Source organism: Rhodococcus jostii NBRC 16295 (genome assembly GCF_001894825.1).
Taxonomy (GTDB): Bacteria; Actinomycetota; Actinomycetes; order Mycobacteriales; family Mycobacteriaceae; genus Rhodococcus_F; species Rhodococcus_F jostii.
Window position 1 is genome coordinate 1 of sequence record NZ_BCWY01000056.1, and the last position, 23,530, is coordinate 23,530.

Genomic DNA, 23,530 nt, shown 5'->3' on the forward strand with positions numbered 1-23,530 from the left:
TGAGTTGAAATAGCTTGTGAGTACTTGTTAACCGCCCGCGGTTAACAAGTACTCACGGGTGGCGGCCGTGCATGGCGGCCGTCACCCGAGCCGCGGCGTCGCGGACCAATTCACCGATCTCCGCCGTCCGCACCCCCGACATCGGTCGGGACGCGTCGGCGACACACAGCACGACTGCGGGTTCACCGTCACGGTCGAACGCCGCAGCATTGATCGACAGCGGCTGGTAGCTGCCCTCCGGGTCGATGTCACCCACCACCGCATCCGCCGACAGCAGTTTCCGCGCCTCCCGCAGCGCGACGGTCGAGCGGTGCCCGCCCACTCCGCGACCGCGGAGTTCCGAGACGGCACTGGCGAGCGAATGCTCCTGCTGCTGCATCGATTCCATCGCATACCCGCGTTCCCGGACGAGCGCGAGCGCCGGCTCGTAGGCGGCGCGCAGATCGTCCACCCCGACCCCCAGGTCCTCCGCGCCGCGGGCATACCACTCCTCGCGTTGCTCCTGCGGATACCAGGCCGCGAGCCCCGAACCGATGGGCGGTGCGAGCAGCACCTTGTCGCCGAGCCGCAGGCCGAGGGTTCCCCGGCGTCCTCCCACGGGTTGCACGACCTCGGCCACCACCACGTCGGCACCGGACTGCACGAACGCGATGGACGCCATGTCGGACGCATCGGCCAGTTCGTGCATCACCGACCGCGCGAGGTCGACGACGTCCGTGGCCGTCGTCGCTGCACGTCCGATGGGGATGAGCGCGGGACCGAGGCACGACCATCGGGTAGCAGGTCGCCTTCGCGACGCCCAGGTGCCGGGCGATCTCGGCGAGGCTTCGGGGCGTCTCCGGTTCGTCTGCGAGCAGTTCCGTCAGCATCACGATGCGATCGGTCTGCGGTGAATTTCGCGCCATGTGTTTGCATAATGCCACTCTGGCGTCGCACTGTGAACGGCGTTACAGTCGAGTCGTCTGAACGATCGCTAAATCACGTGGACCTCCGTCACAGCCGCTGCAGGAAGTGAAACCCATGAAACGCTTCGACCTACGTCGCCGGACCGACCGACTCGATCCCGAGACGCAGTACGAAGAGATCGCTCGCATTCTCGCCACGCAGGAATTTCCCTGGGACATCAACCAGGCCCTCAGCTTCGCGCTGTTCCGGACGTATGCCGTGCCCACCATCGGGCGGTTGCTGTTCGAGACAGGTGAGTTCACCGAACGCGTGCAGAAACGCTACGACGACACCGGTCTGATCCTCGACGCCGTCCTCGAACATGGCCTGACCAGCGATCCCGGCCGCGCCGGCATCCGGCGGATGAACCAGATGCACGGCTCCTACGACATCTCCAACGACGACATGCGCTACGTGCTGTCGACGTTCGTGGTGATCCCGGTGCGCTGGATCGACGACTTCGGCTGGCGGAAACTCACCCGCAACGAGATCGTCGGATCCACCAACTACTACCGGACGCTCGGCAAGTACATGGGCATCAAGGAGATACCCGAGACCTTCGAGGCGTTCGAGAAGTTCCTGGACGACTACGAGCGGGACCACTTCCTCTTCGACGAGGGTGGCCGCGCCGTCGCCGACTCCACGCTCGATCTGCTCTGCACGTTCCCACCGAACAACCTTGCACCCGCACCCCTGATCAAGCGCTTCTCGTGGGCGCTCATGGATGATCCGCTGCTCGACGCGTTCGCCTATCGCAGGCCCTCCCGCCTCGTGCGGACACTCTCGCGCGGGGCACTGAAGGCTCGCGCCCGCCTCGTCCGGTTCTACCCCGTGCGCACCGTGCCCAAGTTTGCCCGCGACCTCCCCAACATTCGCAGCTACCCGACCGGGTACGAAGTGGAGAAACTGGGCACCTTCCCCAGAACCTGCCCCGTGCAACACACCGACAGTACGGTCGTGCGGGAAAACACCGCATCCTGAACAGTTTTCAGTTCCCAATCGCCGGAAAGCCGTGTGTTCGAACTATTCTCGGGCACACGGCGAATGAGGGTGGGCAACTCCCGGTTCTGCCGTAACGTGGCTGCGCGTAGAGACCGTCGACAGGAAGGGATTTTGTGCACTTCTCGCGAGGGACCTTGACCATCGCCGCGCTGGCAGGGGCGGCCGCACTTGCTCTGGCGCCCACGGCAACCGCCGCAACCACCTACCAGATCAACGTCGTCCCGCCGATCGGAACCGTCTACGCCAACAATCTGGTGACGCTCGGCGCGCTGGTCACCCCCACCCCGACGGGGACGGACGGCAGCACCCCGGTCGAACTGGAGCTCACCGACCCCGGCGGCGACGTGACCATACGGACCATCCCACTCACACTGGGCGCCGGGACGGCCGCGGTCCGGACGCACGAAGCCGGCCGCTACACCGCCGTATTCACGTTCGCCCCACCGAACGGCGAGCCGACCGAGACGACGGCGGAATTCGACGCCGTCGCGTCACCGGGCCTGGGCCTGGGGAGCTGACCGCCGGACACCTGCCGAGGCGCATCGCCGGTCAGACGTCGGCGGTGCGCCTTTTCTTCGGCTTCACGGGCTCTTCGGTGGATCCCACCGTCTTCATCGCGATCTCGACGTACTTGCGCGCCACGGCGTCGGGGGTCAACTTGCCCTCGGCGTGATACCAGCGCGGGATCGACTGGCACATACCGAGCAGCGCCCGCGTCGTCTCCGCGGCGTCTGACACGTCGAAGAGCTCCCGCTTCTTGCCTTCCTTGACGATCTCGAGGACCAGTTCCTCCACACCCTTGCGGACCGTGCGGTACCGCTGCCGGTTCTCCGGGCTCAGGTAGCGCACCTCGCTCTCGAGGGCCGCCAGCCGGGACCGCATGGTCATCCGCAGCACGATCGCCTCGATGACATTGGCGAGTCGCTGCACCGGATCGTCGCCTCCGTCGGCGCTCGCGGCGTGGGCCCGCTCGAGAACGTCGCTGGTGGACAGCTCCAGAAGTGCAAGGAGAACAGCTTCCTTGTTCTCGTGGTGGTAGTAGAGAGCGGGTACCGTGACACCGACTCGGCGGGCGATGTCGCGCACCGAGGTGCCGTGGAAACCGTGTTCGTAGAACGCGTCGAGGGAGGCGCTGAGGATCGGCGTCAACTTCGTGGGTTCGAGGCGGCGCCAATCTGCGGCGTTGCCGACCACGGTGGGCGTCGCACCCTTGGATGAGCTGACCATCAATGACCTATCTACCGCTCGCTATGCCAGGACGGGTCAAGTGTAGCTGTTCAGATGGTCCGCGAAGGTCTGCGGCGGTCGCCCGGTGAGCAACTCGACGTCGCCCGTCACCACCGCCAGCTCACCGGCCGCGATCGCTGCATACGAGGTCACCCACCCTGCGACCTCGAAATCCGGCGCCCCGAAGTGCGCGCGGGACGCGTACGCCTCGTCGAGTGTCTCGTTCTCGAACCTCACCGAACGTCCGGTCACCCTCGTGATCGTCTCCGCTGCCTCGCTGAGGGTGAACGCCTCCGGCCCGGTCAGACGGTAGGTGACGCCGTCGTGGTCGCCGTTGCCCGTGGTGAGGACCGCCGTCGCAGCGTCGGCGACGTCGTCGGGGGCCACCGCGCTCACCCGGCCGTCGCCGGCCGGGCCCCGGATGACACCCTGGTCGTCGGCCATCAGCGGGATCATCGACTGATACCAGCTGTCCTGCAGGAACGTGTACTTCAGCCCGCTCTCCCGGATGTGCTGCTCCGTGAAGTAGTGGTCGCGGCCGAACGTGAACGTGCACTCGGGCGCCGCGCCGAGAAACGACAGGTAGACGATCCGCTCCACCCCTGCGGCATGCGCGGCGTCCACCGCCGTGCGGTGCTCGTCGCGTCGCGTGGCGCTCTCGTGACCGGAGACGAGGAACAGCAACCGGACACCGTCCAGCGCAGCGGTCATCGCCGGACCGTCGGCGTACGTGGCCACGGCGAACGCGGAATCGAAGTGCTCGGCCAGCGGGCCGAGGCGCTCCGCGTTCCGTCCGATCAACCGGACGCCGGCGCCGCCGCCGAGCCGCTCGAGCACCCTGCCGCCGATGGAGCCGGTGGCTCCTGTCACTGCAATGGTCATGGCTCGCATTCTCCCAGCGCCCGCCCACTATCCTGACGCGTATGACTGAACCCGTGGCAACCGCCGACCTGGCAGACGAGATCGGACCCGAGATCCGGAGCTGCGACACGCAGTTCACCCAGTTCGGCGGCCGTGAAGTGTTCTCCGGCCCCATCACCACCATCAAATGCTTCCAGGACAACCTGCTGGTCAAGCAGACCCTCAGCGAGCCCGGCAACGGCGGCGTCCTGGTCGTCGACGGGGGCGCCGGCATCCACACCGCCCTGGTCGGCGACATCATCGCCGGTCGCGGCGTCGACAACGGCTGGGCCGGCGTGATCGTCAACGGCGCGGTCCGCGACTCGGCGATCCTGAAGACCCTGGACATCGGCGTCAAGGCACTCGGCACCAACCCCCGCAAGAGCACTCAGACCGGCTCCGGTGAGAAGAACGTCCCCATCGAGATCGGTGGCGTCACCTTCAACCCCGGCGAGATCGTCTACAGCGATCAGGACGGCGTCGTCGTCCGCTGATCCGCCCGAGGACAGAGCACCTCGTTGCCGTCGCTCGTCAGGAGGAGGTCGGCAGGCAATCCCGGCCTGCCGTTCTCCTGGCGCAGTGACGGTCCCGGTTTCCCCTCCGCCTCCACGCCCGTCCGATCTTTCTGGCGCGATTGTCCAAAGCAGTCGGCGCATCGGTCCAAGCCTCGGAGACATGCTCCGCGCCACCATTGATGACGAGTCCAGATGTGTTCGGGCTCACATAATCGTCGTAGTGTGGCAAGCAGCAGCGGAGGAACTGATCACAAATGGCCATCGACTTTGATTTGAGCCCGGAACAAGCCGGCCTGCAGAAGGCGGCACGATCATTCGCCGAAGAAAGACTCAGCCTCGTCGAGGGTGTGATTTCCCCCCTGCCGACGCCCGAGGCACGGTTCGCAGCGATCAAACCGTTCTACCAGGACATGGTGAATGCAGGTTTCCTGAAGGCACTGCTCCCCGTCGAGTACGGCGGGACGGCGATGACATCGCTCGACTTCGCCTTGGCCGCTGAAGAACTCACGCGCGCAGACATCAACGTTCCGAGCGCACTCCTCGGCACAGGTCTGGGGCTGCAGCCGATCATCCACTTCGGGACCGCCGAACAGAAGGCCACGTTCCTGCCACCCTTCGCAGGCGAGGAACCTCTCCTGGCCGCATGGGCCTTCACCGAGACCAGCGGTGGTGCGAACTTCGATACCACCGACACTTCGGGCGGGGTGCAGACCTTCGCCCGATTGGACGGGGACGAGTGGGTCGTCAACGGTGACAAGCACTTCACCACCAACGGCTCGGGGTGGGATGGGAACGGTGCCGCACTGATCAGTGTTCTGTGCCGAACCGACCCGAACCTGCCGCCGCAGGAATCGGCAGCGGTGATCGTCGTCCCGGGCGACACCCCGGGCATCAAGGTCGAGTCGTACATCGACACGATGGGCCACCGGGCGACCGCCTCGCCCCGCATCACGTTCACCGACGTCCGCGTTCCTGCCGGCAACCTCATCGGAGGACCCGGCGACGGGATGGAGATCGTCCGCAAGACGTTCAACTGGACGTCCTCTCTCATCGGGGCGGCGTGCGTCGGGCGGATGCGGGCGGCGTTCGACTACGCCTACGAATTCGCCAAGACCGACAAGCGATCCGGACCCGTCCCCATCATCGACTACCAGAATGTCGGCTACATGCTCGTCGACATCAAGACCCGCATCGAAGCCGCTCGATACTTCACGTGGAAGGCCTGCGACCTTTACGACAAAACCGGCGGCGCCGATGAGGAGTTGGGTCACATGGTGAAGATCTACGCGTCCGAGCTCGCGGTGCAGACGGTGTACGACACGATGCGCGTGGTGGGGGTGAACGCCTACGGGGACCAGACCCCGATCGCCGGGATCATGGAAGACGTCTTGTGTTTCCCCCTGTACGACGGCGGGAACATGGGTGTTCGCCGCCGCCAGTTGCACGCGTTGCTGAAGCGCCCGGATTACGATCCGATGCAGTCCGCCGGCGGGATCGTGGCCGGCTGACCTGGCACGACCGGCGGCCTCGCCGTGATCCGGCACGTTTCTCGATACTGGGTGGGTGTGCAGTCGAGATGGCGTTGGAACGTGCGAGTCAGATGCGAGCTGTCGCAGAATCCCCAGCGGGTAGCGATTTCGCTCAACGTCACCGAATCCGGTGCCATCTCGAGATCGCCCAGCGCCCCTCGGAGCCGCTCATCTCGGACACACGCCGAGAAGGTGGTGTCGACGGACTGAAACAGTCGATGGAGGGTGCGCACGGAGATCGCGGCCTCCCGCGCAGCGCGTTCTGCGGTGACCCGTCCGAGCGGGACGGCCGAGCGGACGTAGTGCCGCACGATACGGCGTAACGCCGCGTCACGGCGCTCGTCGTCGGACTGTGCGGAGCTTCCCGCCCGGGCGGCGACGATTGCAGTGAGGACGTCGGCGAACGACCGTTCGAGCGTCTTCACCGTGATGTCGTCCAGATTCGGTCGTTCGCTCCACAGTGCGGACATCATCGATCCCACGACGTGCCCCGCTCCGGAGTTCGTGTCGACAGCGCACGACGTTGCGTCGTCGACACGGACAGTCGAATGCCACTGTTCCCGGGGAATCCGAAAAGACAAGACCCGCCAGCTGGCGTCGTTCGCCGGCTCCCTGAACTCGAGGGAGTACGGACGCGTGGTGTCGAATACGGCGAAACTACCCGGCTGGACGATGCACCGGCGGCCGTCCTGTTCCCCGTAGCACGAGCCCGACAACTGCAGGTTGACGAACATCGCGTCCAACGGCGTCCGGCGGACCTCGTCGCGCCCGTGAGTCAGCAGTTGCGTGCAGGAGGAGATTTCTGCGCAGTTCGTCTCAGCGAGTGGTTCCGAACGCACCCATCCCGGCATTCCCTCCGCGGTCGCACTGCGGTCGAGCTGCGCACGCCCACGATGAGGAGACAGCGGAGTGAACGCCTCACACACCACATCACCCCAGTAACCGGCCTGGTCGCGCGCACTCAGGCTGGAGGTAGACCAATAGGGCACATCATCCTCCGAGTTCGCGGGTGCCGGGAACGTGCGCGGGACCAGCACGTACGCCTTAGATTCTGCGCTTTCGACCGCCCCTGTCAATGGATCGAGACCGTGAGGTGCGGGCCACCGCAGCACCCTCACGCCAATTCATCACCCATCCCGGAAAGACCGACAACGTCGAGGAGTACAACCATGACAACCACTTCAACTGCACTGTTGCCCGAGGTATCCGCCTTCCTGGGCAAGCCTGTTCTGCACCTGATCGACGGCCGGCAGGTGCCGGCGGCCACAGGTGAGGTCTTCACCACCTACAACCCGTGCAACGGTGAATCGCTGGCGCAGGTGGCCTTCGGCGGTGCTCGGGATGTCGACCGAGCGGTCGCTGCGTCCCGCCGCGCGCTCGACGGACCGTGGGGTCGTATGACTCCGGCGCAGCGGAGCAAGATCCTGTGGCGGGTCGGCGACCTCCTGGAAGAACGAGTCGAGGAGTTCGCGCTGGTCGAGGCGCTCGACAACGGAAAACCGCTGACCTACGCGCGCCTGGTCGACGTGCCGCTGTCCGCGGACTGGTTCCGGTACATGGCCGGCTGGCCCACCAAACTCGAGGGCAGCACGATCCCCGTCACCTCAACCGCCGCACCCGGCGACTACCTCGCGTACACGGTCCGTGAGCCGGTCGGCGTCGTCGCCGCCATAATCGCGTGGAATTTCCCGCTGCTGCTGGCCGCGTGGAAGCTGAGCCCCGCCCTCGCCGCCGGAAACACCGTCATCCTCAAGCCGGCCGAGCAAACTCCGCTCAGCGCAGCCCTTCTCGGCGCAGTGCTCCGCGAGGCCGGCGTCCCGGACGGGGTGGTGAACATCGTGCAAGGTGATGGCGAGAACGTCGGCGCAGCCCTCGCCACCCACCCAGGTGTCGACAAGGTGTCGTTCACCGGCTCCACCGAGGTGGGACGACACATCGTCGGCGCCGCCCGCGGCAACTTGAAGAAGGTGACCCTCGAACTCGGCGGCAAGTCACCGAACATCGTCTTCGATGATGCCGACATCGACGCCGCGATCGAGGGTGCCGCGATGGCGATCTTCTTCAACCAGGGTGAGGCCTGTGAGGCCGGATCCCGACTGTTCGTGCAGTCGAAGGTGTACGACCGGGTCGTCGAAGGCGTCGCGAAGATCGCGGCGGAGATGAAGGTCGGTGACAGCCTCGACCCGGAGACCCAGATGGGACCGTTGGTGTCGCAGAAACAACTCGAGACCGTGCTCGGCTACCTCGACAGCGGCCGCGACGAAGGCGCCACGGCGGTGACGGGCGGCCGCCGCAAGGGCGAGATCGGCTACTTCGTCGAACCCACCGTGCTCGTCGACACCACCCCCGACATGCGGGTGGTGCGTGAGGAGATCTTCGGGCCCGTCGTCACCGCCATTCCCTTCGACGACGTCGACGAGATCGTCCGCACCGCGAACGACACCGACTTCGGGCTCGCTGCCGGCGTCTGGACGTCGGACGTGTCGAAGGCACACACCGTGGCCGCGAAGCTCAAAGCAGGCACCGTGTGGATCAACAGCTACCACGTGCTCGACCCGGCCCTGCCGTTCGGCGGATACAAGCAGTCCGGTTGGGGTCGTGAGCACGGCGCCGCAGTGCTCGACGCCTACACCGAGACGAAGACGGTGATTCTCAGGAAGTGACGAGCACACGGACCGAGCGGCGGTTCGGTATCTATCGATGCCGAATCGCTGCGCGGCTCCGATTGCTGTGGCAATAATCCGGAGACGCCAGCGGTCGTTCGCGCGACCCGCTCCTACGGAGGGTGGACCGATGAGTGTTGACGCCGCCGGAGAGATCAACCGGGAAGACACGCCCCGATCGGTGAGAGCCGCGCCGCGGCAGCAATACATCACGTGGATCGCGCTGGCGATGATGACCACCAGTTCGGTGGCCAGCCTGCGATCGGCGCCCTCGATGGCTGTGTACGGCCTGGCCTGTGTCTTCCTGTACGTCGTGCCCGCGATCGTGTTCCTGCTGCCGACGTCGCTGGTGTCCGCGGAACTCGCCTCCGGGTGGTCCGGCGGCGTCTACCGCTGGGTCGGCGAAGGCATCTCCGCGAAGATGGGCTTCCTGGCCGTGTGGTGCCAGTTCGCGATGACGATCTTCTACTACCCGACGCTCCTCGCGTACGTCGCGAGCACCTTTGCGTACGTGATCAATCCGGCCCTCGCCGCGAACGGCCCGTATACGGCGATCATCATCGTCACCCTCTTCTGGACCGGTGTTCTCGTGTCGTCCCGGGGCATGAAAGCGGTCGCGGGACTGTCGAGCGCCGGACTGGTGCTGGGCACCCTGATTCCTGGAGTGCTCCTCATCGTCATGGGCATCGTGTTCCTCGGCCAGGGCAACGCCTCGGCTGCTCCGATGGAGTTCAGCGCCCTGCTGCCCGCCTGGACCGGCATCGCCAGTCTCGTGCTGATCGTCAACAACTTCCTGTCCTACTCGGGCATGGAGATGAACGCCGTCCACGTGTCCAGCCTGCGGCGGCCGGCGAGCGAATTCCCCCGCGCGATGTTCGTGGCCATGGGACTGGTCCTCGGCATCTTCATCCTCCCGGCCATTGCCATCAGCTGGGTGGTGCCCGCCGAGAAGCTGTCGCTGACCGCCGGCGTGATGCAGGCGTTCGACACGTTCTTCGCCTACTTCGGGTTCGGCTGGGCCACTCCCGTTCTGGCGCTCATGCTCATCGCCGCCTCTCTCGGCGGCATGCTCACCTGGCTCGCCGGCCCGTCCAAGGGGCTGCTCATGATCGGGCGGCAGGACGGATTCCTGCCGCCGATCCTGCAGCGGCTCAACAAGCACGGAATCCAGCAGAACATCCTGGTGGCGCAGGGCGTGGTCACTACTCTGATCGCCCTGCTCTACGCGTTCATCCCCGAGGTGTCGAGCGCGTACTGGATCCTCTCCGTCATCACCACCCAGGTGTATCTCGTGGTGTACGTGCTGATGTTCGTCGCCGCCATGCGCCTGCGCAGGCAGCAGCCCGACCATCCGCGCGGCTACCGGGCCCCCGCACTGTTCGTGCTGTGCTGGGTGGGCATCCTCGCCAGCCTGGCCGCCTTCTGCATCGGCTTCGTGCCTCCCTCCCAGTTCGGCGGCGGCAGCGTCTTCGTCTACATCCTCATCGTCGGAGGCGGCTTCGGAATCGTCGGGCTCGGCGTCCCGCTGCTGATCCTCGCGCTCCGGAAACCGTCCTGGAAACAGGACCTGACGGCCGATCCGCTGGCCGAGGAGGCCTGATGAACACGACCGGCCGCATGGGTCCCGACAATCATTCCATCAACACCGCCGCCGTCGACGACCTCCACAACAGACCCGAAAACACGCACTGGATCCTGTATTCCGTGCTCGCCGTCGCGTTCGTCGGACTCCTCGCCTGGGGTCTCGTGGTGTTCAACCAGCACAAGCAGACCGCGGAGGCGGTCAGCAAGGCCACCGAACTGTCCGAGAAATTCGAGCAGGCCGCCCTCGGGCCGGTCGACGTCGACGCGACCGCCCGCGTGCTCGGAACCGACGGCGCGGCCGCGTGCACCGACCCGGGCAGCGCCCTGAAGACGGGCGTGCTGGACCAGCAGCTGGTGAGCGGAGCCGCCGGGCCCGGCCAGCGTCCGATCCTCGCCACCCGCAACCTGATCGAGGGTGAGCGGCTCGTGATCTCCGTGTACTGCCCGGAAAAGTCGGCGGAATTCGAATCCGCCGTCGCCGATCTGAAACTCGTGGACGAGAATTAGGGGAACCCCGAGGAGGCGTTGATGTCCGACGAAATCCGTTCCAAGGTAGCCGAGCTGATGCCCACAGCGCGTGCCGAACTCACCGAACTGGTGGCCATGCGGTCGGTGGCCGATCCGCGGCAGTTCCCACCGGAGGAGTGCGTGCGCGCCGCCGAGTGGGTCAGGGACGCGTTTCTCGGGGCGGGAATCGGGCAGATCGAACTGCTCGAGACCTCCGACGGTTCACACGCCGTCGTCGGACATCAGCCCGGACCGGGCGGCGCACCCACGGTCCTGTTGTACTGCCACTACGACGTTCAACCGCCCGGCGACGAGAAGCTGTGGCACACCGACCCCTTCACCCTCACCGAGCGGGACGGACGCTGGTACGGGCGCGGCGCGGCCGACTGCAAGGGCAACATCGTGATGCACCTGCTGGCGCTGCGGGCACTGGGCACCCCCTTCCCGGTCGGCATCAGGATCGTCGCCGAAGGGTCCGAGGAAATGGGCACCGGCGGCCTCGAGAACCTCGTCGAGGCCAGGCCGGAACTCTTCGACGCCGACATGATCCTCGTCGTCGATACCGGGAACGCCGCCGTCGGGAGCCCCACCGTCACCACCACATTGCGCGGCATCGCGAACGTCGTGCTCCACGTCGAGACCCTGGCCGGGGAAGTGCATTCGGGCATGTTCGGCGGGCCGGCCCCCGACGCCCTCGCCGCCCTCGTCCAGATGCTCTCCACCCTGCGTGACCGGGACGGCAACACCGTCGTCGACGGTCTCGGATCGGACCAGGACTGGACGGGCGTCGACTACCCCGAGGCGCAGTTCCGCTCCGACGCGGGAGTGCTCGACGGGGTGCACCTCGCCGGTTCCGGCGCGGTGTCCGACGCCGTGTGGGCGCGGCCGGCGCTGACGATTCTCGGCATCGACTGCCCGCCCGTGGTCGGGTCGGCCGCCGCCATCCAGCCGCGCGCCTCGGCCCGCCTCAACCTGCGGGTGCCACCGGGAATGGACCCGCAGAAGGCGCAGGACGCACTGGTCGCGCACCTCGAGAACGCGGCCCCGTGGAATGCACGCGTCACGGTGGAACGTGAAGCGGTGGGCTCCCCGTTCCGCGCGACCACCGACGGTCCCGGTTACGCCGCACTCGGCGCGGCGATGGAGGAGGCGTTCGGGAAGGAACTCGGAACCGTCGGGCAGGGCGGCTCCATCCCCCTGTGCAACGTCTTCTCCGCCGTCGTCCCGAAAGCGGAGATCGCCCTGATCGGGGTGGAGGAACCGCGCTGCCTCATCCACGCCCCCAACGAGAGTGTGGATCCCGGCGAAATCGAACACCTCGCCGTCGCGGAGGCACTGTTCCTGCAACGGTTCGCGACCGCGGACCGTCAGGACTGAGCGCTCACCCGCGCCGTCATCCCACCGATCTCCACGACGTCCCCGTCCCGCAGCTGCCGCCCCCGCCGCACCTCGACCTCACCGTTCACCGACACCAGTCCGTCGGCGATCACCTCTTTCGCCTCGGCCCCCGACTCGATGAGGTTGGCGAGCTTGAGGAATTGGCCGAGACGGATGGATTCGTCGCGGATCGGCACGGCGTCGTGAATGTCGGACATGCCTCTATCTTCCCTCTCCACCCAAATCGCGGCCCGACGGCTCACACTGAACACTGGAACATCTGTCTCCCGTGATCGGTACGTATCTCTTGCCGGGAAGGAAACACTCGATGTCAGCTAGCACCGAGACACACCACGCGTCCGAGGCGGCCGCCTCCACCGCACCACGGCCCCGCCCCGCCCTCGGACCGAAGAACCGGCGCTTCCACCAGGTTCCCCACATCGCGGGGCTGATCCTGGGTGTCTTCTCGGTGCTCGTGTTCCTGTGGAGCATCTCGCCGGTGCTGCGCTACTACGTGCACGTGCCGCGGGAGTACGTCGACACCTACTACTTCGACGCCCCCGACACCAGCCTGTCGTGGGCGCTGGTGGTCGCGCTGCTCGCGGCGGCGCTGGCGAGCCGCAAACGCATCGCGTGGTGGCTGCTGACGATCTACCTGGTTCTGTTCCTGATCACCAACGTGATCGTGAGCATCACCGACCGGAACGTGAACGCGATGGTCGCCGCCGTGGTCCAGGTGGTGCTGATCGGCATTCTCGTCGCGGCCCGTCCCGAGTTCTACACCCGGGTCCGGCGCGGTGCGGGCTGGAAAGCCCTGGGCGTGCTCATCGCCGGTCTCGCCATCGGCACCCTCGTCGGGTGGGGACTCGTCGAGCTCTTCCCCGGCACCCTGCCGCAGGGCGAACGGTTCCTGTGGGCGCTCAACCGCGTGACCGCCCTCGCCGCCGCCGACAACGAACAGTTCAGCGGACGCCCGCACGGATTCGTCAACACCCTGCTCGGACTGTTCGGCGCCATGGCCCTGCTGGCCGCCGTCATCACCCTGTTCCGTGCCCAGCGCTCCCACAACGCCCTCACCGGCAACGACGAATCGGCGCTGCGCGGGCTCCTGCTGCAGTACGGCGCCGACGACTCCCTCGGCTACTTCGCCACCCGCCGCGACAAGGCCGTCGTCTTCGCATCCAGCGGGAAGGCGGCCATCACCTACCGCGTCGAACTCGGCGTGTGCCTCGCCAGCGGCGATCCGATCGGCGACCCCGAGGCCTGGCCGCACGCGATCGAAGCCTGGCAGGCGCTCGCCTCCCAATACGGTTGGGCCACCGCCGTGATGGGGGCCAGCGAGACAGGGGCCACCGCCTACAACAAGTCCGGACTCACCGTGCTCCAGCTCGGCGACGAGGCCATCCTCCGCACCCGCGAGTTCAACCTCAGCGGACGCGACATGCGGCAGGTCCGCCAAGCCGTCACCCGCGTCCGCCGCCAGGGTGTCACCGTCCGGATCCGCAGGCACCGCGACGTCCCCGCCGAGGAGATGGCCGATGCCATCCGGCTCGCGGACGCGTGGCGCGACACCGAGACCGAGCGCGGTTTCTCCATGGCCCTCGGCCGGCTCGGTGACCGCCTCGACGGCGACTGCCTGCTGGTCGAGGCGATCGACGAGAACGGCGAGATCGACGGCATCCTGTCGCTGGTGCCGTGGGGTCCGACGGGTGTCTCCCTCGACCTGATGCGCCGCAAGCCGACGTCCCCCAACGGGGTGGTGGAACTGATGGTGTCCGAACTGGCCACCACCTCCGATCAATTCGGCATCACGAAGGTGTCGCTGAACTTCGCGGTGTTCCGTTCGGTTTTCGAGGAGGGCTCCCGCATCGGGGCGGGACCCATCCTGCGGATCTGGCGTTCGATCCTCGTGTTCTTCTCCCGCTGGTGGCAGCTCGAGGCGCTCTACCGATCCAACGTGAAGTACCAGCCCGAGTGGGTGCCGCGGTTCCTCTGCTTCGAGGACAACCGGGAACTGCTGCGCGTCGGATTCGCCTCGGCCGTCGCCGAAGGATTCGTGACCCTGCCCCGATTCGGCCGCTCCGGAACCCGGGACGCCATCGAGCACACCGGCACCCACGCGGCGGTCCCCGCCGCACTCGTCGCCGCCGAGGGACTGCACTCCGACGGCAGCGCACCCGGCGAAGGCCTCGCACCGGCGGCGACCGGACCGAAACGACCCGAGCAGGTCCGCGTCCGGCTCGACAAACTGGCCGGCCTCGCGGAACAGGGCATCGACCCCTACCCGATCGCGTATCCGCCCAGCCACACCGTGACCGAGGCAGTCGAATCCCCCGAGGGGACGACGGTCCGCATCGCCGGCCGCCTGCTCCGGATCCGCGACTACGGCGGTGTCGTGTTCGCGGTGGTCCGGGACTGGTCCGGAGACATCCAGGTCCTCGTCGACGAAGCCCGGGTGGGGACCGATCGCATCCGGGCGTTCGCCGCCGAATTCGACCTCGGCGACCTTGTCGAGGTCGCCGGTGTCATCGGCTACAGCCGCCGGGGCGCGCTGTCGCTGCTGGCGAACGAATGGCGCATGACCGGCAAGTGCCTGCACCCCCTGCCGGACAAGTGGAAGGGACTGTCCGACCCGGAGACCCGCGTGCGGCAGCGGTACGTCGACCTCGCGATCAACTCCGACGCCCGGCGCCTGCTCGAGGCCCGCAGCGCCGTCGTGAAGTCGCTGCGGGATTCACTCGGCGGCCGCGGCTTCCTCGAGGTGGAGACCCCGATCCTGCAGCAGGTCCACGGCGGCGCCAACGCGGCCCCGTTCCTCACCCACATCAACGCCTACAACCTCGATCTCTACCTGCGGATCGCGCCCGAGCTGTACCTCAAGCGGCTCTGCGTCGCCGGCATGGAGAAGGTGTTCGAGATCGGCCGCGTCTTCCGCAACGAGGGCGTCGATTTCAAGCACAACCCGGAATTCACCATCCTCGAGGCGTACGAGGCGCACAGCGACTACGAGAAGATGATGGTGCTGTGCCGGGAACTCATCCAGACAGCAGCGGTCGCCGCGTACGGACGCGAGATCATCATGCGGCCCGGCCCCGACGGCACGTTGGTGGAGGTCGACATCTCCGGCGAATGGCCCGTCAAGACGATGCACCAGGCGGTCGCCGAGAAACTCGGCGTCGACGTCTCCCCCGAAACGCCTCTCGCGGAACTGCAACGGCTGTGCGACGAGCACGAGATCCCGTACCAGTCCACCTGGGACGCCGGCGCCGTCGCGCAGGAAATGTACGAGCACCTCGTCGAGGACTACACCGAATTCCCCACCTTCTACACCAACTTCCCGACGTCGATGTCACCGCTGACCCGTCCTCACCCCACCATTCCGGGGGTCGCGGCGAAGTGGGACCTCGTCGCGTGGGGCATCGAACTCGGCACCGCGTACAGCGAACTCACCGACCCGGTGGATCAGCGGAACCGGCTCACCGAGCAGTCGATGCTCGCCGCCGGCGGTGACGAAGAGGCGATGGAACTCGACGAGGACTTCCTGCAGGCCCTCGAGCACGCCATGCCCCCGACCGGTGGGCTCGGCATGGGCGTCGACCGTGTCGTCATGCTCATCACCGGCGGCAGCATCCGCGAAACCCTCGCCTTCCCCCTGGCCAAGCCGAGGCAATGATCGCCCGTGGCCGGGTGGCCGTCGCGGCGCTCCTGATCCTCGGCGCGGTGGGGTACGCGTCGTGGCCGCTCGAGTTCGTCCTCGACACCGGCATCGATCCGCTTCGGGGATTCGCGAGCGAACTCGCCGCCGCGGACCAGCCGTACGGAATCTGGTTCCGCACCGGCGACCTGCTGACCGGGTGCATCGTCGCCGTCGCCGGGGTGCTGGGACTGTCGCGGTACTCGCACGGCTGGATCACGACGGTCGGGTGGATCGCACTGATCGTGTTCGCTCTCGCAACGATCGCGGATTCACGCCTGCCGATGAGTTGCGCGGCCACCACCGACGCCGGGTGCGCTGCCCGGGAGGCGGCCGGGCACCTGCCGCTCACCCATGAGTTGCACGCCTTCACCAGCGCGTCCGCGTCTACGGGCGGGGTGGTGTCGACACTCGCGTTCCTCTTGGCCGCCTTCCGCTACGGCTGGCCGACCTGGTTGAAACTGACCGGGGTGGCCGTGGCGGTCGTGTTCATCGGCGGGACGGTGTGGACGCTGACGGCCGCCGGGCTACGCGGCCAGCAGGACGCGTGGCTCGGCCTCGGGCAACGCGTCCAACTGCTCGCCTTCTGCGGGTGGCTGATCTTCGTGGCGCTCACCGTGATTCACGTCACCCCGAAAACGATTGGTTCCACGTGAAACGTCCTGGGGAAATGGTCGCGGGAGTACACGTGGTGGTCGACGGCGGAGGCCCACCCGTCGTCCTCTACGGCGGCCTCGGCGGTAACTGGTTCGACTGGGACGACCTGGTCGAGCTGCTGTCCGGGAGCCATCTCGTCGTGCGGATCGACCGACCCGGGTACGGATTCAGCCCTCCGTCCGCCGAGCGGCCGTCCGACCGTGGCGAGGCCGACAGAATCGCCGGCGTCCTCGACGCCCTGCATGTGACCACCCCGGCGGTGCTGGTCGGCCACTCCCTCGGCGGCATCTACGTCGAGGCCTTTGCCCGGCTGTATCCGGAGCGGACCGGCGGCGTGATCCTCCTCGACGCCACCGTCACGGCCCATCCGCACCGCGTGGTCCCCACCCGGTGGCGCGTCAGCATGGGTCGCCGGGTGGCCCGAGCCGCGAGCAGGGTGGGCCTGCAGCGGCTCCTCGGCCCCACGGTGCGCCGGATCCTGAACCACTCCACACCCCCGGACGGGATCGCGCCGGACACCCGGACCTGGGTCGAACGGATCTACCGCGAACCCGCGTACCTCGAATCGTCGATCGTCGAGAACGCGTCGTACCCGGCGCTGGCCCAGGAACTGGCCGCGCTCCGCGAGACCACCACGGTGACGGCACCCGTCGTCGTGGCGGCCGCCCACACCGGACGCCCCACACCGTGGGGGTCGGCGTGGATCCGCACGCAGAGACGGTTCGCGGAATTTCTGGGCGCCGCGTTCCGGGTGGTGCGGCCCGCCCACCACCACGCGATGATCGATCAGCCCGGCCAGATCGCGGCACTGGTGCGGGAGCTGGCAAGCTGATCGACGTGCAACTGCTACTGATCCGCCACGCGCTGCCCGAACTCGTCACCGCGTCCGACGGGCGCGCGGACCCGGCACTGACGGAGGAAGGTCACGCCCAGGCCAAGCGCCTGCCCACGGCACTGGCCCCGTACCGCATCGCCCGGATCGTGAGCAGCCCGCAACGACGCGCACTCGAGACGGCCGCGCCGGTCGCGGAGGCACTGAACCTGCCCGTCACCGAGTACGTCGGGCTCGCGGAGTACGACTACGACCTCGACCACTACATCCCGTTCCACGAAGCGGAGGCACGGGCGCCGGAGGCCTTCGCCCGCATCCGGGCCGGTGAGTTCCCGAAGTCCGTCGACGCCGACGCGTTCCGCGCCCGAGTGTTCGACTCACTCGGCCGCATCGTCGACGAATCCGGCCACGAGGACACCGTCGCGGTGTTCGCGCACGGCGGCGTCATCAACGTGTTCCTGCAGGAACTGCTCGGCCTCGACCGGCCGCTCGTGTTCCCCATCGAGTACGTGTCCGTCACCCGGGTGCTCGTCTCGCGCAGCGGTGAGCGGCGGGTGGCGTCGGTCAACGAGACCGGTCACGTCAGGGACATGCTGCGTCGTTAGAACCCGTCGCTAGAGGCCTGGAATCCGGGGCAGCGGGGGAAGCGGCGGGGGCGGCGGGAGGGGCGGCAGCTGAATCTGCGGCAGCCCGGGAATGAGGGGGCGCGGCGCAGGAGCAGGCGCGGGAGCAGGTTCCGGCACACTCGCCTCCTGCTCGGCCGCATCGGGAACCGACACCGCTGCCGACGGGGGTGGCGTCGATACCGGTGCCGGCGCGGGCGACGGGGACACCTCTGCGTTGCTCGGCTCCGTGGCGACCGGGCGTGCGTCACCGTCGGAACTCTGCAGGTGACTGCCGCCGACACCGAGGCCGAGGCCGATGACGGCGACAACGGCCAGCGCGCCGCCGGCCAGCGCACCGCCCCGGATCACGGGCCGGACGAATTTCTGGGTGGGCAGCCGGTCGGCCGAGTCCGAGTGCTCCTGCGCCACCAGCGCGGCGCCCTCCGCGGCCACCAGTTCGGGTTGTGCGGGGACGATCACCGGGAGCGCGAGCCACGATTCCATCAGCGACGCGACCAGCGGAATGTGCGCACCGCCCCCGATCAGCACCACCGCGTCCGGACTGCGCCCCGACAATTCGATCACCTCACGCGTCAGGCGCGCGGACGCCTCGACGCCGCGCACGATGAGCGAATCGAGAATGTCCTGCGAGAGCAGGAGCAGACCGCCGTCGCCGGGTACGCAGACCGCGGTGTTGGTGGACAGTTCCTCCTTGGCGCGGCGACAACGAGCGGCGAGCTCCGACTCCCCCGCCTCATCGGCGGGCGCCGCGATGCGTTTCCCCTCGAGTTGGTGGTCGCGGATCAACCGGTCGACGAGATCGCCACCGATCTCGTCCGTACGCGACGTCCCGAACACCGTCCCGGTGGCCCGGTCGACCACGGTGACGGTGAGGCCGGAACTCCCGAGGTCGTAGAGCACGAGCGTCGAATGGTCGCCGAGTTCGCCTGAGGTCTCGAGCATCCGGAGCGCGGCCGTCACTTCGGGGACCAGCCGGCAGTCGGCCATCGCGGCCTGTACGGCGGCGGCCTGAGCCTGATCCCGATACGCGACACCGATTGCATGCACCTCGTCGACGGCGTGCTCGGCGATCACCGTTTCGACGGAATCGGCAACCAGCTCCTCCGGGCGCTCGCGGGCCGCGTCCACGGGAAATGTCCAGGAGGCGGCCCCTCGGTCGTCTGGATGCGCCACCCGCACCGCGCTGGCACCCACCGAGACACCGAGAACTGAAACCATGGTCCAACTATAACGGTTTGGTCACGAACGGCGCGTTGACCCCTCGCGGGATCAGCCTTCGTTATATGGAGCTGGTGGTCAGAGCCCTGGAATCCGGGGAAGCTCCGGCATGGGGAGCGGCGCGGGCGGAGGAATCGTCGGCAGCTGAATCTGCGGCATGCCCGGAATGAGCGGGGCAGGTTCCGGCGTGGCCGACGGAGCCGACGTATCGGACGGCACAGCACTCGGCGTCTCGGCGGCCGCCGGCGCCTGCGTCGGACTCGGCGTCTGTATCTGCGCCTGCGTCTGCGGCTGGTACGTGGTGCGGACCTCGGTCTGCGGCGGGATCACCGGCTGCTCCTCGACCGCGGACGGTTCAGCTTCCGCGGGCGGGTGTACTTCCGCGGTCGTCGTGGGCTGCGCCGGCGCTGCTTGCTGCGCGCTCGGCGCCTGCGTATTCGACTGCGTGGCGGCCGGCTGGGCCTCCTCCTCCGAACCCTGCAGGAGGTCGGTGCCGACACCGAGGCCGAGGCCGACAGCAGCGATCACGGCCACGGCACTGCCGGCGAGGACGAGACCACGGCGCTTGCGTGCCGGTGCGGGCGCATCGTCCGACAGCGACGCCGGCTGGGACTCGAACTCCGGCTGGGGCTCTGGTTCGAGCTCAGGCTCGGGCTGCGGCGTCACCGCGCCGACGAACTCCTCGGACACCGGGCGGGCCAGCAGGGCCGCGCCCTCGGCCGCCACCAGCTCGGGCTGGGCGGGCACGATCACCGGAAGGTCGAGCCAGGACTCCATGATGGAGGTGACCAGCGGAATGTGCGCACCGCCGCCGATCAGAACCGCGGCGTCGGGGACGCGCCCCGAGCGGCGAATGACCTCGCGGGTCAGGCGCGCCGACGTTTCGACGGGTCCCACGATGAGCGAATCGAAACCGTCCTGCGACAGCAGGAGAAGTCCGCCCTCGCCCGGCATGCACACCGCGCCGTTGGTGGACAGCTGCTCCTTCGCGTCGCGGCACCGCGCGGCGAGCGCGAGCGCGGCTGCCGCGTCGGCGGGGTGAGCGAAGCGGTGCAGTTCGAGTTGGTTGTCACAGATCAGCCGGTCGACGAGGTCGCCGCTGATCTGATCCGAGCGTGCCGAACTCAGCACCATGCCGGTGTCCCGGTCGACCACGGTGACGGTGAGGCCCGAACTGCCGAGGTCGTAGAACACGAGCGTCGAGTGTTCGCCGAGTTCTCCGGACATCTCGAGCATCTGGAGCGCGGCCGTCACTTCGGGAACCATCTGAAAGTTGCCGATCTGCAGGCGGGCCATCGCCGCCTGCACGGCACCGGCCTGCGCGTCGTCCTGATAGGCGACGCCGATGGCCTGCACTTCGTTGATCTCGTCGCGCTCGGCGAGCACCGTCCCGATGGATTCGGCAGCCAGTTCCGCCGGCCGTTCGAGTGTCGCGGTCACCGACCGCGATTGGAAGGTCGGGGTTTCGAGGCTCACGGCGTCGTGGCACGCGAAGCGCACGGCGCTGGCGCCTACCGAGACACCGAGAACTGAAGTCATGCCGCCGACTATAACGGTTCGATCACGGGTTGCGCTCATGGAGCAGACCGGGCGGCACGTCAGACGCTTTCAGGGCGTACCCCTGTGACGCACATCGGGTTCCGTGCGAGACCTCGACACCGCAACCTACGGAATCCGCACCACGCCGCGACGTGTCCTGGTGGTCGACAAACACGGCGACGGCGTACACCTCGTGCCTGGGCCCGCCCGGCCGCGATGCCGTCAGTCGGTTGCGGCGAGGTGAGTGTCGAACCACTCCAGTGTTCGCGCCCACCCATCCCGGGCGGCTGCCTCGTTGTACACCGCGGGCCGGTCGTCGCAGTGGAAGCCGTGTTCGGCGTCCGGATAGCGGACGATCTCGGTGTCGACGGACGCGTCGGCAACCGCGGCGCGCAACTCCTCGACGTCCTCCGTCGGAATTCCCTTGTCGCGGTCGCCGAACAGTCCCAGCCACGGCGTCGCGAGCTGCCCGGCGGCATCGAGCTGCGACGGGTAGCCGAAGCGTCCCTTCGCGATGCCACCGCCGTAGAACGACACCGCCGCCCCGAGGTTGCGGCGCGAGGCAGTCTGGAACGCGACCGTCCCGCCCATGCAGAACCCGACGATCGCGGTGTTCCGCGGGTCGATCGAGGCCGCCGACAGCGCCGCGACGGCCCCGTCGACGTCCTCGTCGATATGTGCCGCGGTGAGCTCACCCATCAGCGGCATCGCCGCCTGCAGGTCGTCGTAGTCCAGCACCGGATCCCCGCTGCGGTGGAACAGGTGCGGCGCGACGGCGTGATACCCGGCCGCGGCGAAACGACGGCAGACGTCGACGATGTGCTCGGTGACACCGAACGCTTCCTGGATGACGACGACGCCCCCGCGGACAGGACCTTCAGGGGTGATGCTGGTGAGTGGTGTGGTCACGGAAGACGACTCTAGGAAACCGGCTTCAGCGTGTGAATTGCCGGTGCCCCGGCGAGGTGCTCACCGAACGTGCCGAGCGCAGCCTGGAAGTGCGGCGACTGCATGTGCGCGTCGAGCGCCTCCTGACCGGTCCACACCTCCACGGTGACGAAGGTTCCGGCGACGGCGGTCGATTCGAACACCTCGTACGAGATGCAGCCCTCTTCCTTGCGGCTCTCCGCCCCCAGCGCGGACAGTCCGTCGCGGACGGTGTCCTCGGAGCCGGGCTTGGCAGGAATGGTCGCTACGACATGCAGATCGGACATCGACTCCCTTTCGTGAACGCCACCTCGTGTGGCCCGTCTCACGTAAGCACAGTTGGGTCGGCTAGGAAACCCGAAGTCGCGTCAAATAATCGGCGACTCTCGGTTCGTCCCAACCGTGCGCCTCCCGGAGTCCGTCCGCGATGGTCGCGAGATAGGCGGGCGCCGGCGCGTTCCGGGCGACGACGTCACCGCGGGCCCGGGTGGTGAACGTGCACATGAGGACCCCGTCGCGGGACCCGAGCGTGACCAGACGGTCGTAGCAGGCGGGTTCTTGCGCGTGGATGTCCTCGAACTGTTCCTGCGTCACCAGGAAGGCGCGGGCCGCGACGGTGCCGGGCGCGTCGGGGTCGTAGAAGGCGCGGCCGCCGCCCCAGATCCGCGACTCTCCCGCGAAGAACACAGAGCCGGGAATCTCGACCGGTATCGACTCGCGGGGAGCGCTGCCGTCGCGGGCGCCGGCGTGCACGAGGTTGCCCCCGGCCGGGCAACCACCACGCAGGTAGCAGGTCAGACGCGTCGTCGCCATGTTCGATCCATAGCTGACGTACCAGATCAGCACACAAACGACCGTACTCGGACAAGATGGTCACATGAGTCTTCTCGGCGAAGTCAAGGGTTGGCGCAGCGGGTCGCGAAAGCATCACCGCCTGCGGAACCTCGACGGCACACTCGTCGTCGTCACCGGCGGGGGCAGCGGGATCGGGCGAGAGACGGCGTTGGCGTTCGCCTCCGAAGGCGCGGTCGTCGTGATCGCCGACCGCGACCTCGAATCGGCGCAACAGACCGCAGACCTCATCAACTCCGCTCAGATGAAGGGCGGCGGCGCCGTGGCCATCTTCGGTGGCGGCTCCCACGCCTATCAGGTGGATGTCGCGGTGGAGGACGATGTCCAGCGTTTCGCGGAGCAGGTGCAGTCGGAGCACGGCACGCCCGACATCGTGGTCAACAACGCCGGAATCGGATACTCGGGCACATTCACGAAGACCCCGCAGAAGGATTTCGAGCGGGTGATGGATGTGAATTTCTGGGGAGTCGTCTACGGGTCGCGCGCCTTCTCGCAGCAGATGATCGAACGCGGAACGGGCGGGCACATCGTCAACCTGTCGTCCGCCGCCGCGTTCACCCCGCAAAAGCAACTCACCGCGTACGCGACGAGCAAGGCGGCGGTCTTCATGCTGTCGGACTGTCTCCGAGCCGAATTGGTGAACCACGGCATCGGCGTCAGCGCCATCTGTCCCGGGCTGGTGCACACCAACATCGTCAAGGCCACCGACTTCGCCGGCACCACACCGGAGGAGCAGGCGAAGAAGCGGGACCGCACCGACAAGCTCTATCGCAGACGCGGTTTCACCCCGGATCGGGTGGCGACGCAGATCGTCAAGGCGGTCAAGTCCAACAAGGCCGTCGTTCCCGTCACGCCCGAAGCGAAGTTCGGCCGTGCGCTGAGCCGCCTCGCCCCGGGCAGCATGCGACTCGGGGCCCGCTTCGACCTCGGCTGACC

Annotated in this window: 22 protein-coding genes and 1 pseudogene; 13 read left to right on the forward strand and 10 right to left on the reverse strand. The window is 67.6% G+C overall.

All coding sequences use genetic code 11. The annotated features are described in order from the left end of the window. Positions 1–52: 52 nt before the first annotated feature. Positions 53–905, reverse strand: a pseudogene (locus tag RJ1_RS29100) (IclR family transcriptional regulator). Positions 906–1,020: 115 nt separating this feature from the next. Between RJ1_RS29100 and RJ1_RS29105 the strand changes: the two are divergent. Together RJ1_RS29105 and RJ1_RS29110 are read left to right on the forward strand one after the other, a co-directional pair. Next, a complete protein-coding gene (locus tag RJ1_RS29105) occupies positions 1,021–1,926 on the forward strand; it encodes an oxygenase MpaB family protein (protein WP_073365982.1) in 906 nt (301 codons plus the stop codon). 134 nt (positions 1,927–2,060) lie between these two features. Beyond that, on the forward strand, positions 2,061–2,465 hold the full coding sequence (locus tag RJ1_RS29110) for a hypothetical protein (protein WP_073365983.1): 405 nt from the start codon (positions 2,061–2,063) through the stop codon (positions 2,463–2,465). Positions 2,466–2,496: 31 nt separating this feature from the next. Here the strand turns inward: RJ1_RS29110 and RJ1_RS29115 are convergent, their stop codons facing one another. Together RJ1_RS29115 and RJ1_RS29120 are read right to left on the reverse strand one after the other, a co-directional pair. Further along, complete coding sequence (locus RJ1_RS29115) at positions 2,497–3,174, reverse strand: TetR/AcrR family transcriptional regulator (protein WP_073365984.1); 678 nt, start codon at positions 3,172–3,174, stop codon at positions 2,497–2,499. A 36-nt stretch (positions 3,175–3,210) separates the two neighbouring features. Beyond that, complete coding sequence (locus RJ1_RS29120) at positions 3,211–4,056, reverse strand: SDR family oxidoreductase (RefSeq protein WP_073365985.1); 846 nt, start codon at positions 4,054–4,056, stop codon at positions 3,211–3,213. A 41-nt stretch (positions 4,057–4,097) separates the two neighbouring features. Between RJ1_RS29120 and rraA the strand changes: the two genes are divergently transcribed. Continuing rightward, positions 4,098–4,568: a ribonuclease E activity regulator RraA gene (rraA, locus tag RJ1_RS29125; protein WP_073365986.1), complete on the forward strand. Its 471-nt coding sequence runs from the start codon at positions 4,098–4,100 to the stop codon at positions 4,566–4,568. 275 nt (positions 4,569–4,843) lie between these two features. After that, a complete protein-coding gene (locus tag RJ1_RS29130) occupies positions 4,844–6,097 on the forward strand; it encodes an acyl-CoA dehydrogenase family protein (protein WP_073365987.1) in 1,254 nt (417 codons plus the stop codon). Here RJ1_RS29130 and RJ1_RS29135 read toward each other — a convergent pair. Next, positions 6,055–7,107: a helix-turn-helix domain-containing protein gene (locus RJ1_RS29135; protein WP_240319841.1), complete on the reverse strand. Its 1,053-nt coding sequence runs from the start codon at positions 7,105–7,107 to the stop codon at positions 6,055–6,057. The two genes, RJ1_RS29130 and RJ1_RS29135, sit on opposite strands and share 43 nt — an antisense overlap. Before the next feature lie 180 nt (positions 7,108–7,287). Here RJ1_RS29135 and RJ1_RS29140 point away from each other — a divergent pair, with 180 nt between their 5' ends. The 4 genes from RJ1_RS29140 (at position 7,288) to RJ1_RS29155 (ending at position 12,249) form a co-directional block, all read left to right on the forward strand. After that, positions 7,288–8,781: an aldehyde dehydrogenase family protein gene (locus RJ1_RS29140; RefSeq protein ID WP_073365988.1), complete on the forward strand. Its 1,494-nt coding sequence runs from the start codon at positions 7,288–7,290 to the stop codon at positions 8,779–8,781. 130 nt (positions 8,782–8,911) lie between these two features. After that, positions 8,912–10,381, forward strand: a complete 1,470-nt coding sequence (gadC, locus tag RJ1_RS29145; protein WP_073365989.1) for a glutamate/gamma-aminobutyrate antiporter GadC — start codon at positions 8,912–8,914, stop codon at positions 10,379–10,381. Continuing rightward, entirely contained in the window at positions 10,381–10,872 is a 492-nt protein-coding gene (locus tag RJ1_RS29150) for a hypothetical protein (protein WP_073365990.1), read from the forward strand. Before gadC ends, RJ1_RS29150 begins: the two co-directional genes overlap by 1 nt. 21 nt (positions 10,873–10,893) lie before the next feature. Further along, a complete protein-coding gene (locus RJ1_RS29155) occupies positions 10,894–12,249 on the forward strand; it encodes a dipeptidase (protein WP_073365991.1) in 1,356 nt (451 codons plus the stop codon). Here RJ1_RS29155 and RJ1_RS29160 read toward each other — a convergent pair. After that, complete coding sequence (locus RJ1_RS29160) at positions 12,240–12,467, reverse strand: RNA-binding S4 domain-containing protein (RefSeq protein WP_073365992.1); 228 nt, start codon at positions 12,465–12,467, stop codon at positions 12,240–12,242. The two genes, RJ1_RS29155 and RJ1_RS29160, sit on opposite strands and share 10 nt — an antisense overlap. 110 nt (positions 12,468–12,577) lie before the next feature. Between RJ1_RS29160 and lysX the strand changes: the two genes are divergently transcribed. From lysX to RJ1_RS29180, 4 genes are read left to right on the forward strand one after another with little or no spacing between them, the layout of a single operon-like run. Next, positions 12,578–15,922 carry a bifunctional lysylphosphatidylglycerol synthetase/lysine--tRNA ligase LysX gene (lysX, locus tag RJ1_RS29165; protein WP_073365993.1) on the forward strand — a complete coding sequence of 1,115 codons (3,345 nt, stop codon included), beginning with the start codon at positions 12,578–12,580 and terminating at the stop codon, positions 15,920–15,922. Then, the gene (locus RJ1_RS29170) at positions 15,919–16,599 is read left to right on the forward strand and encodes a DUF998 domain-containing protein (RefSeq protein ID WP_073365994.1); all 681 of its coding nucleotides are present in this window, start codon (positions 15,919–15,921) and stop codon (positions 16,597–16,599) included. Before lysX ends, RJ1_RS29170 begins: the two co-directional genes overlap by 4 nt. Before the next feature lie 14 nt (positions 16,600–16,613). Next, on the forward strand, positions 16,614–17,432 hold the full coding sequence (locus RJ1_RS29175; RefSeq protein ID WP_073365995.1) for an alpha/beta fold hydrolase: 819 nt from the start codon (positions 16,614–16,616) through the stop codon (positions 17,430–17,432). A gap of 5 nt (positions 17,433–17,437) precedes the next feature. Further along, positions 17,438–18,037 carry a histidine phosphatase family protein gene (locus tag RJ1_RS29180; protein ID WP_073365996.1) on the forward strand — a complete coding sequence of 200 codons (600 nt, stop codon included), beginning with the start codon at positions 17,438–17,440 and terminating at the stop codon, positions 18,035–18,037. Positions 18,038–18,046: 9 nt separating this feature from the next. Here RJ1_RS29180 and RJ1_RS29185 read toward each other — a convergent pair whose 3' ends face one another. The 5 genes from RJ1_RS29185 to RJ1_RS29205 form a co-directional block, all read right to left on the reverse strand. Next, complete coding sequence (locus tag RJ1_RS29185) at positions 18,047–19,276, reverse strand: DUF7159 family protein (RefSeq protein WP_073365997.1); 1,230 nt, start codon at positions 19,274–19,276, stop codon at positions 18,047–18,049. A gap of 78 nt (positions 19,277–19,354) precedes the next feature. Next, positions 19,355–20,815: a DUF7159 family protein gene (locus tag RJ1_RS29190; protein WP_174695033.1), complete on the reverse strand. Its 1,461-nt coding sequence runs from the start codon at positions 20,813–20,815 to the stop codon at positions 19,355–19,357. Positions 20,816–21,037: 222 nt separating this feature from the next. Continuing rightward, complete coding sequence (locus RJ1_RS29195) at positions 21,038–21,724, reverse strand: dienelactone hydrolase family protein (protein WP_073365998.1); 687 nt, start codon at positions 21,722–21,724, stop codon at positions 21,038–21,040. An 11-nt stretch (positions 21,725–21,735) separates the two neighbouring features. Next, a complete protein-coding gene (locus tag RJ1_RS29200; protein ID WP_073365999.1) occupies positions 21,736–22,029 on the reverse strand; it encodes a putative quinol monooxygenase in 294 nt (97 codons plus the stop codon). Between the two features lie 61 nt (positions 22,030–22,090). Beyond that, complete coding sequence (locus RJ1_RS29205; protein ID WP_073366000.1) at positions 22,091–22,588, reverse strand: hypothetical protein; 498 nt, start codon at positions 22,586–22,588, stop codon at positions 22,091–22,093. Positions 22,589–22,619: 31 nt separating this feature from the next. Here RJ1_RS29205 and RJ1_RS29210 point away from each other — a divergent pair, with 31 nt between their 5' ends. After that, the gene (locus tag RJ1_RS29210; protein ID WP_073366001.1) at positions 22,620–23,528 is read left to right on the forward strand and encodes an SDR family NAD(P)-dependent oxidoreductase; all 909 of its coding nucleotides are present in this window, start codon (positions 22,620–22,622) and stop codon (positions 23,526–23,528) included. The last annotated feature ends 2 nt before the right edge of the window (positions 23,529–23,530 follow it).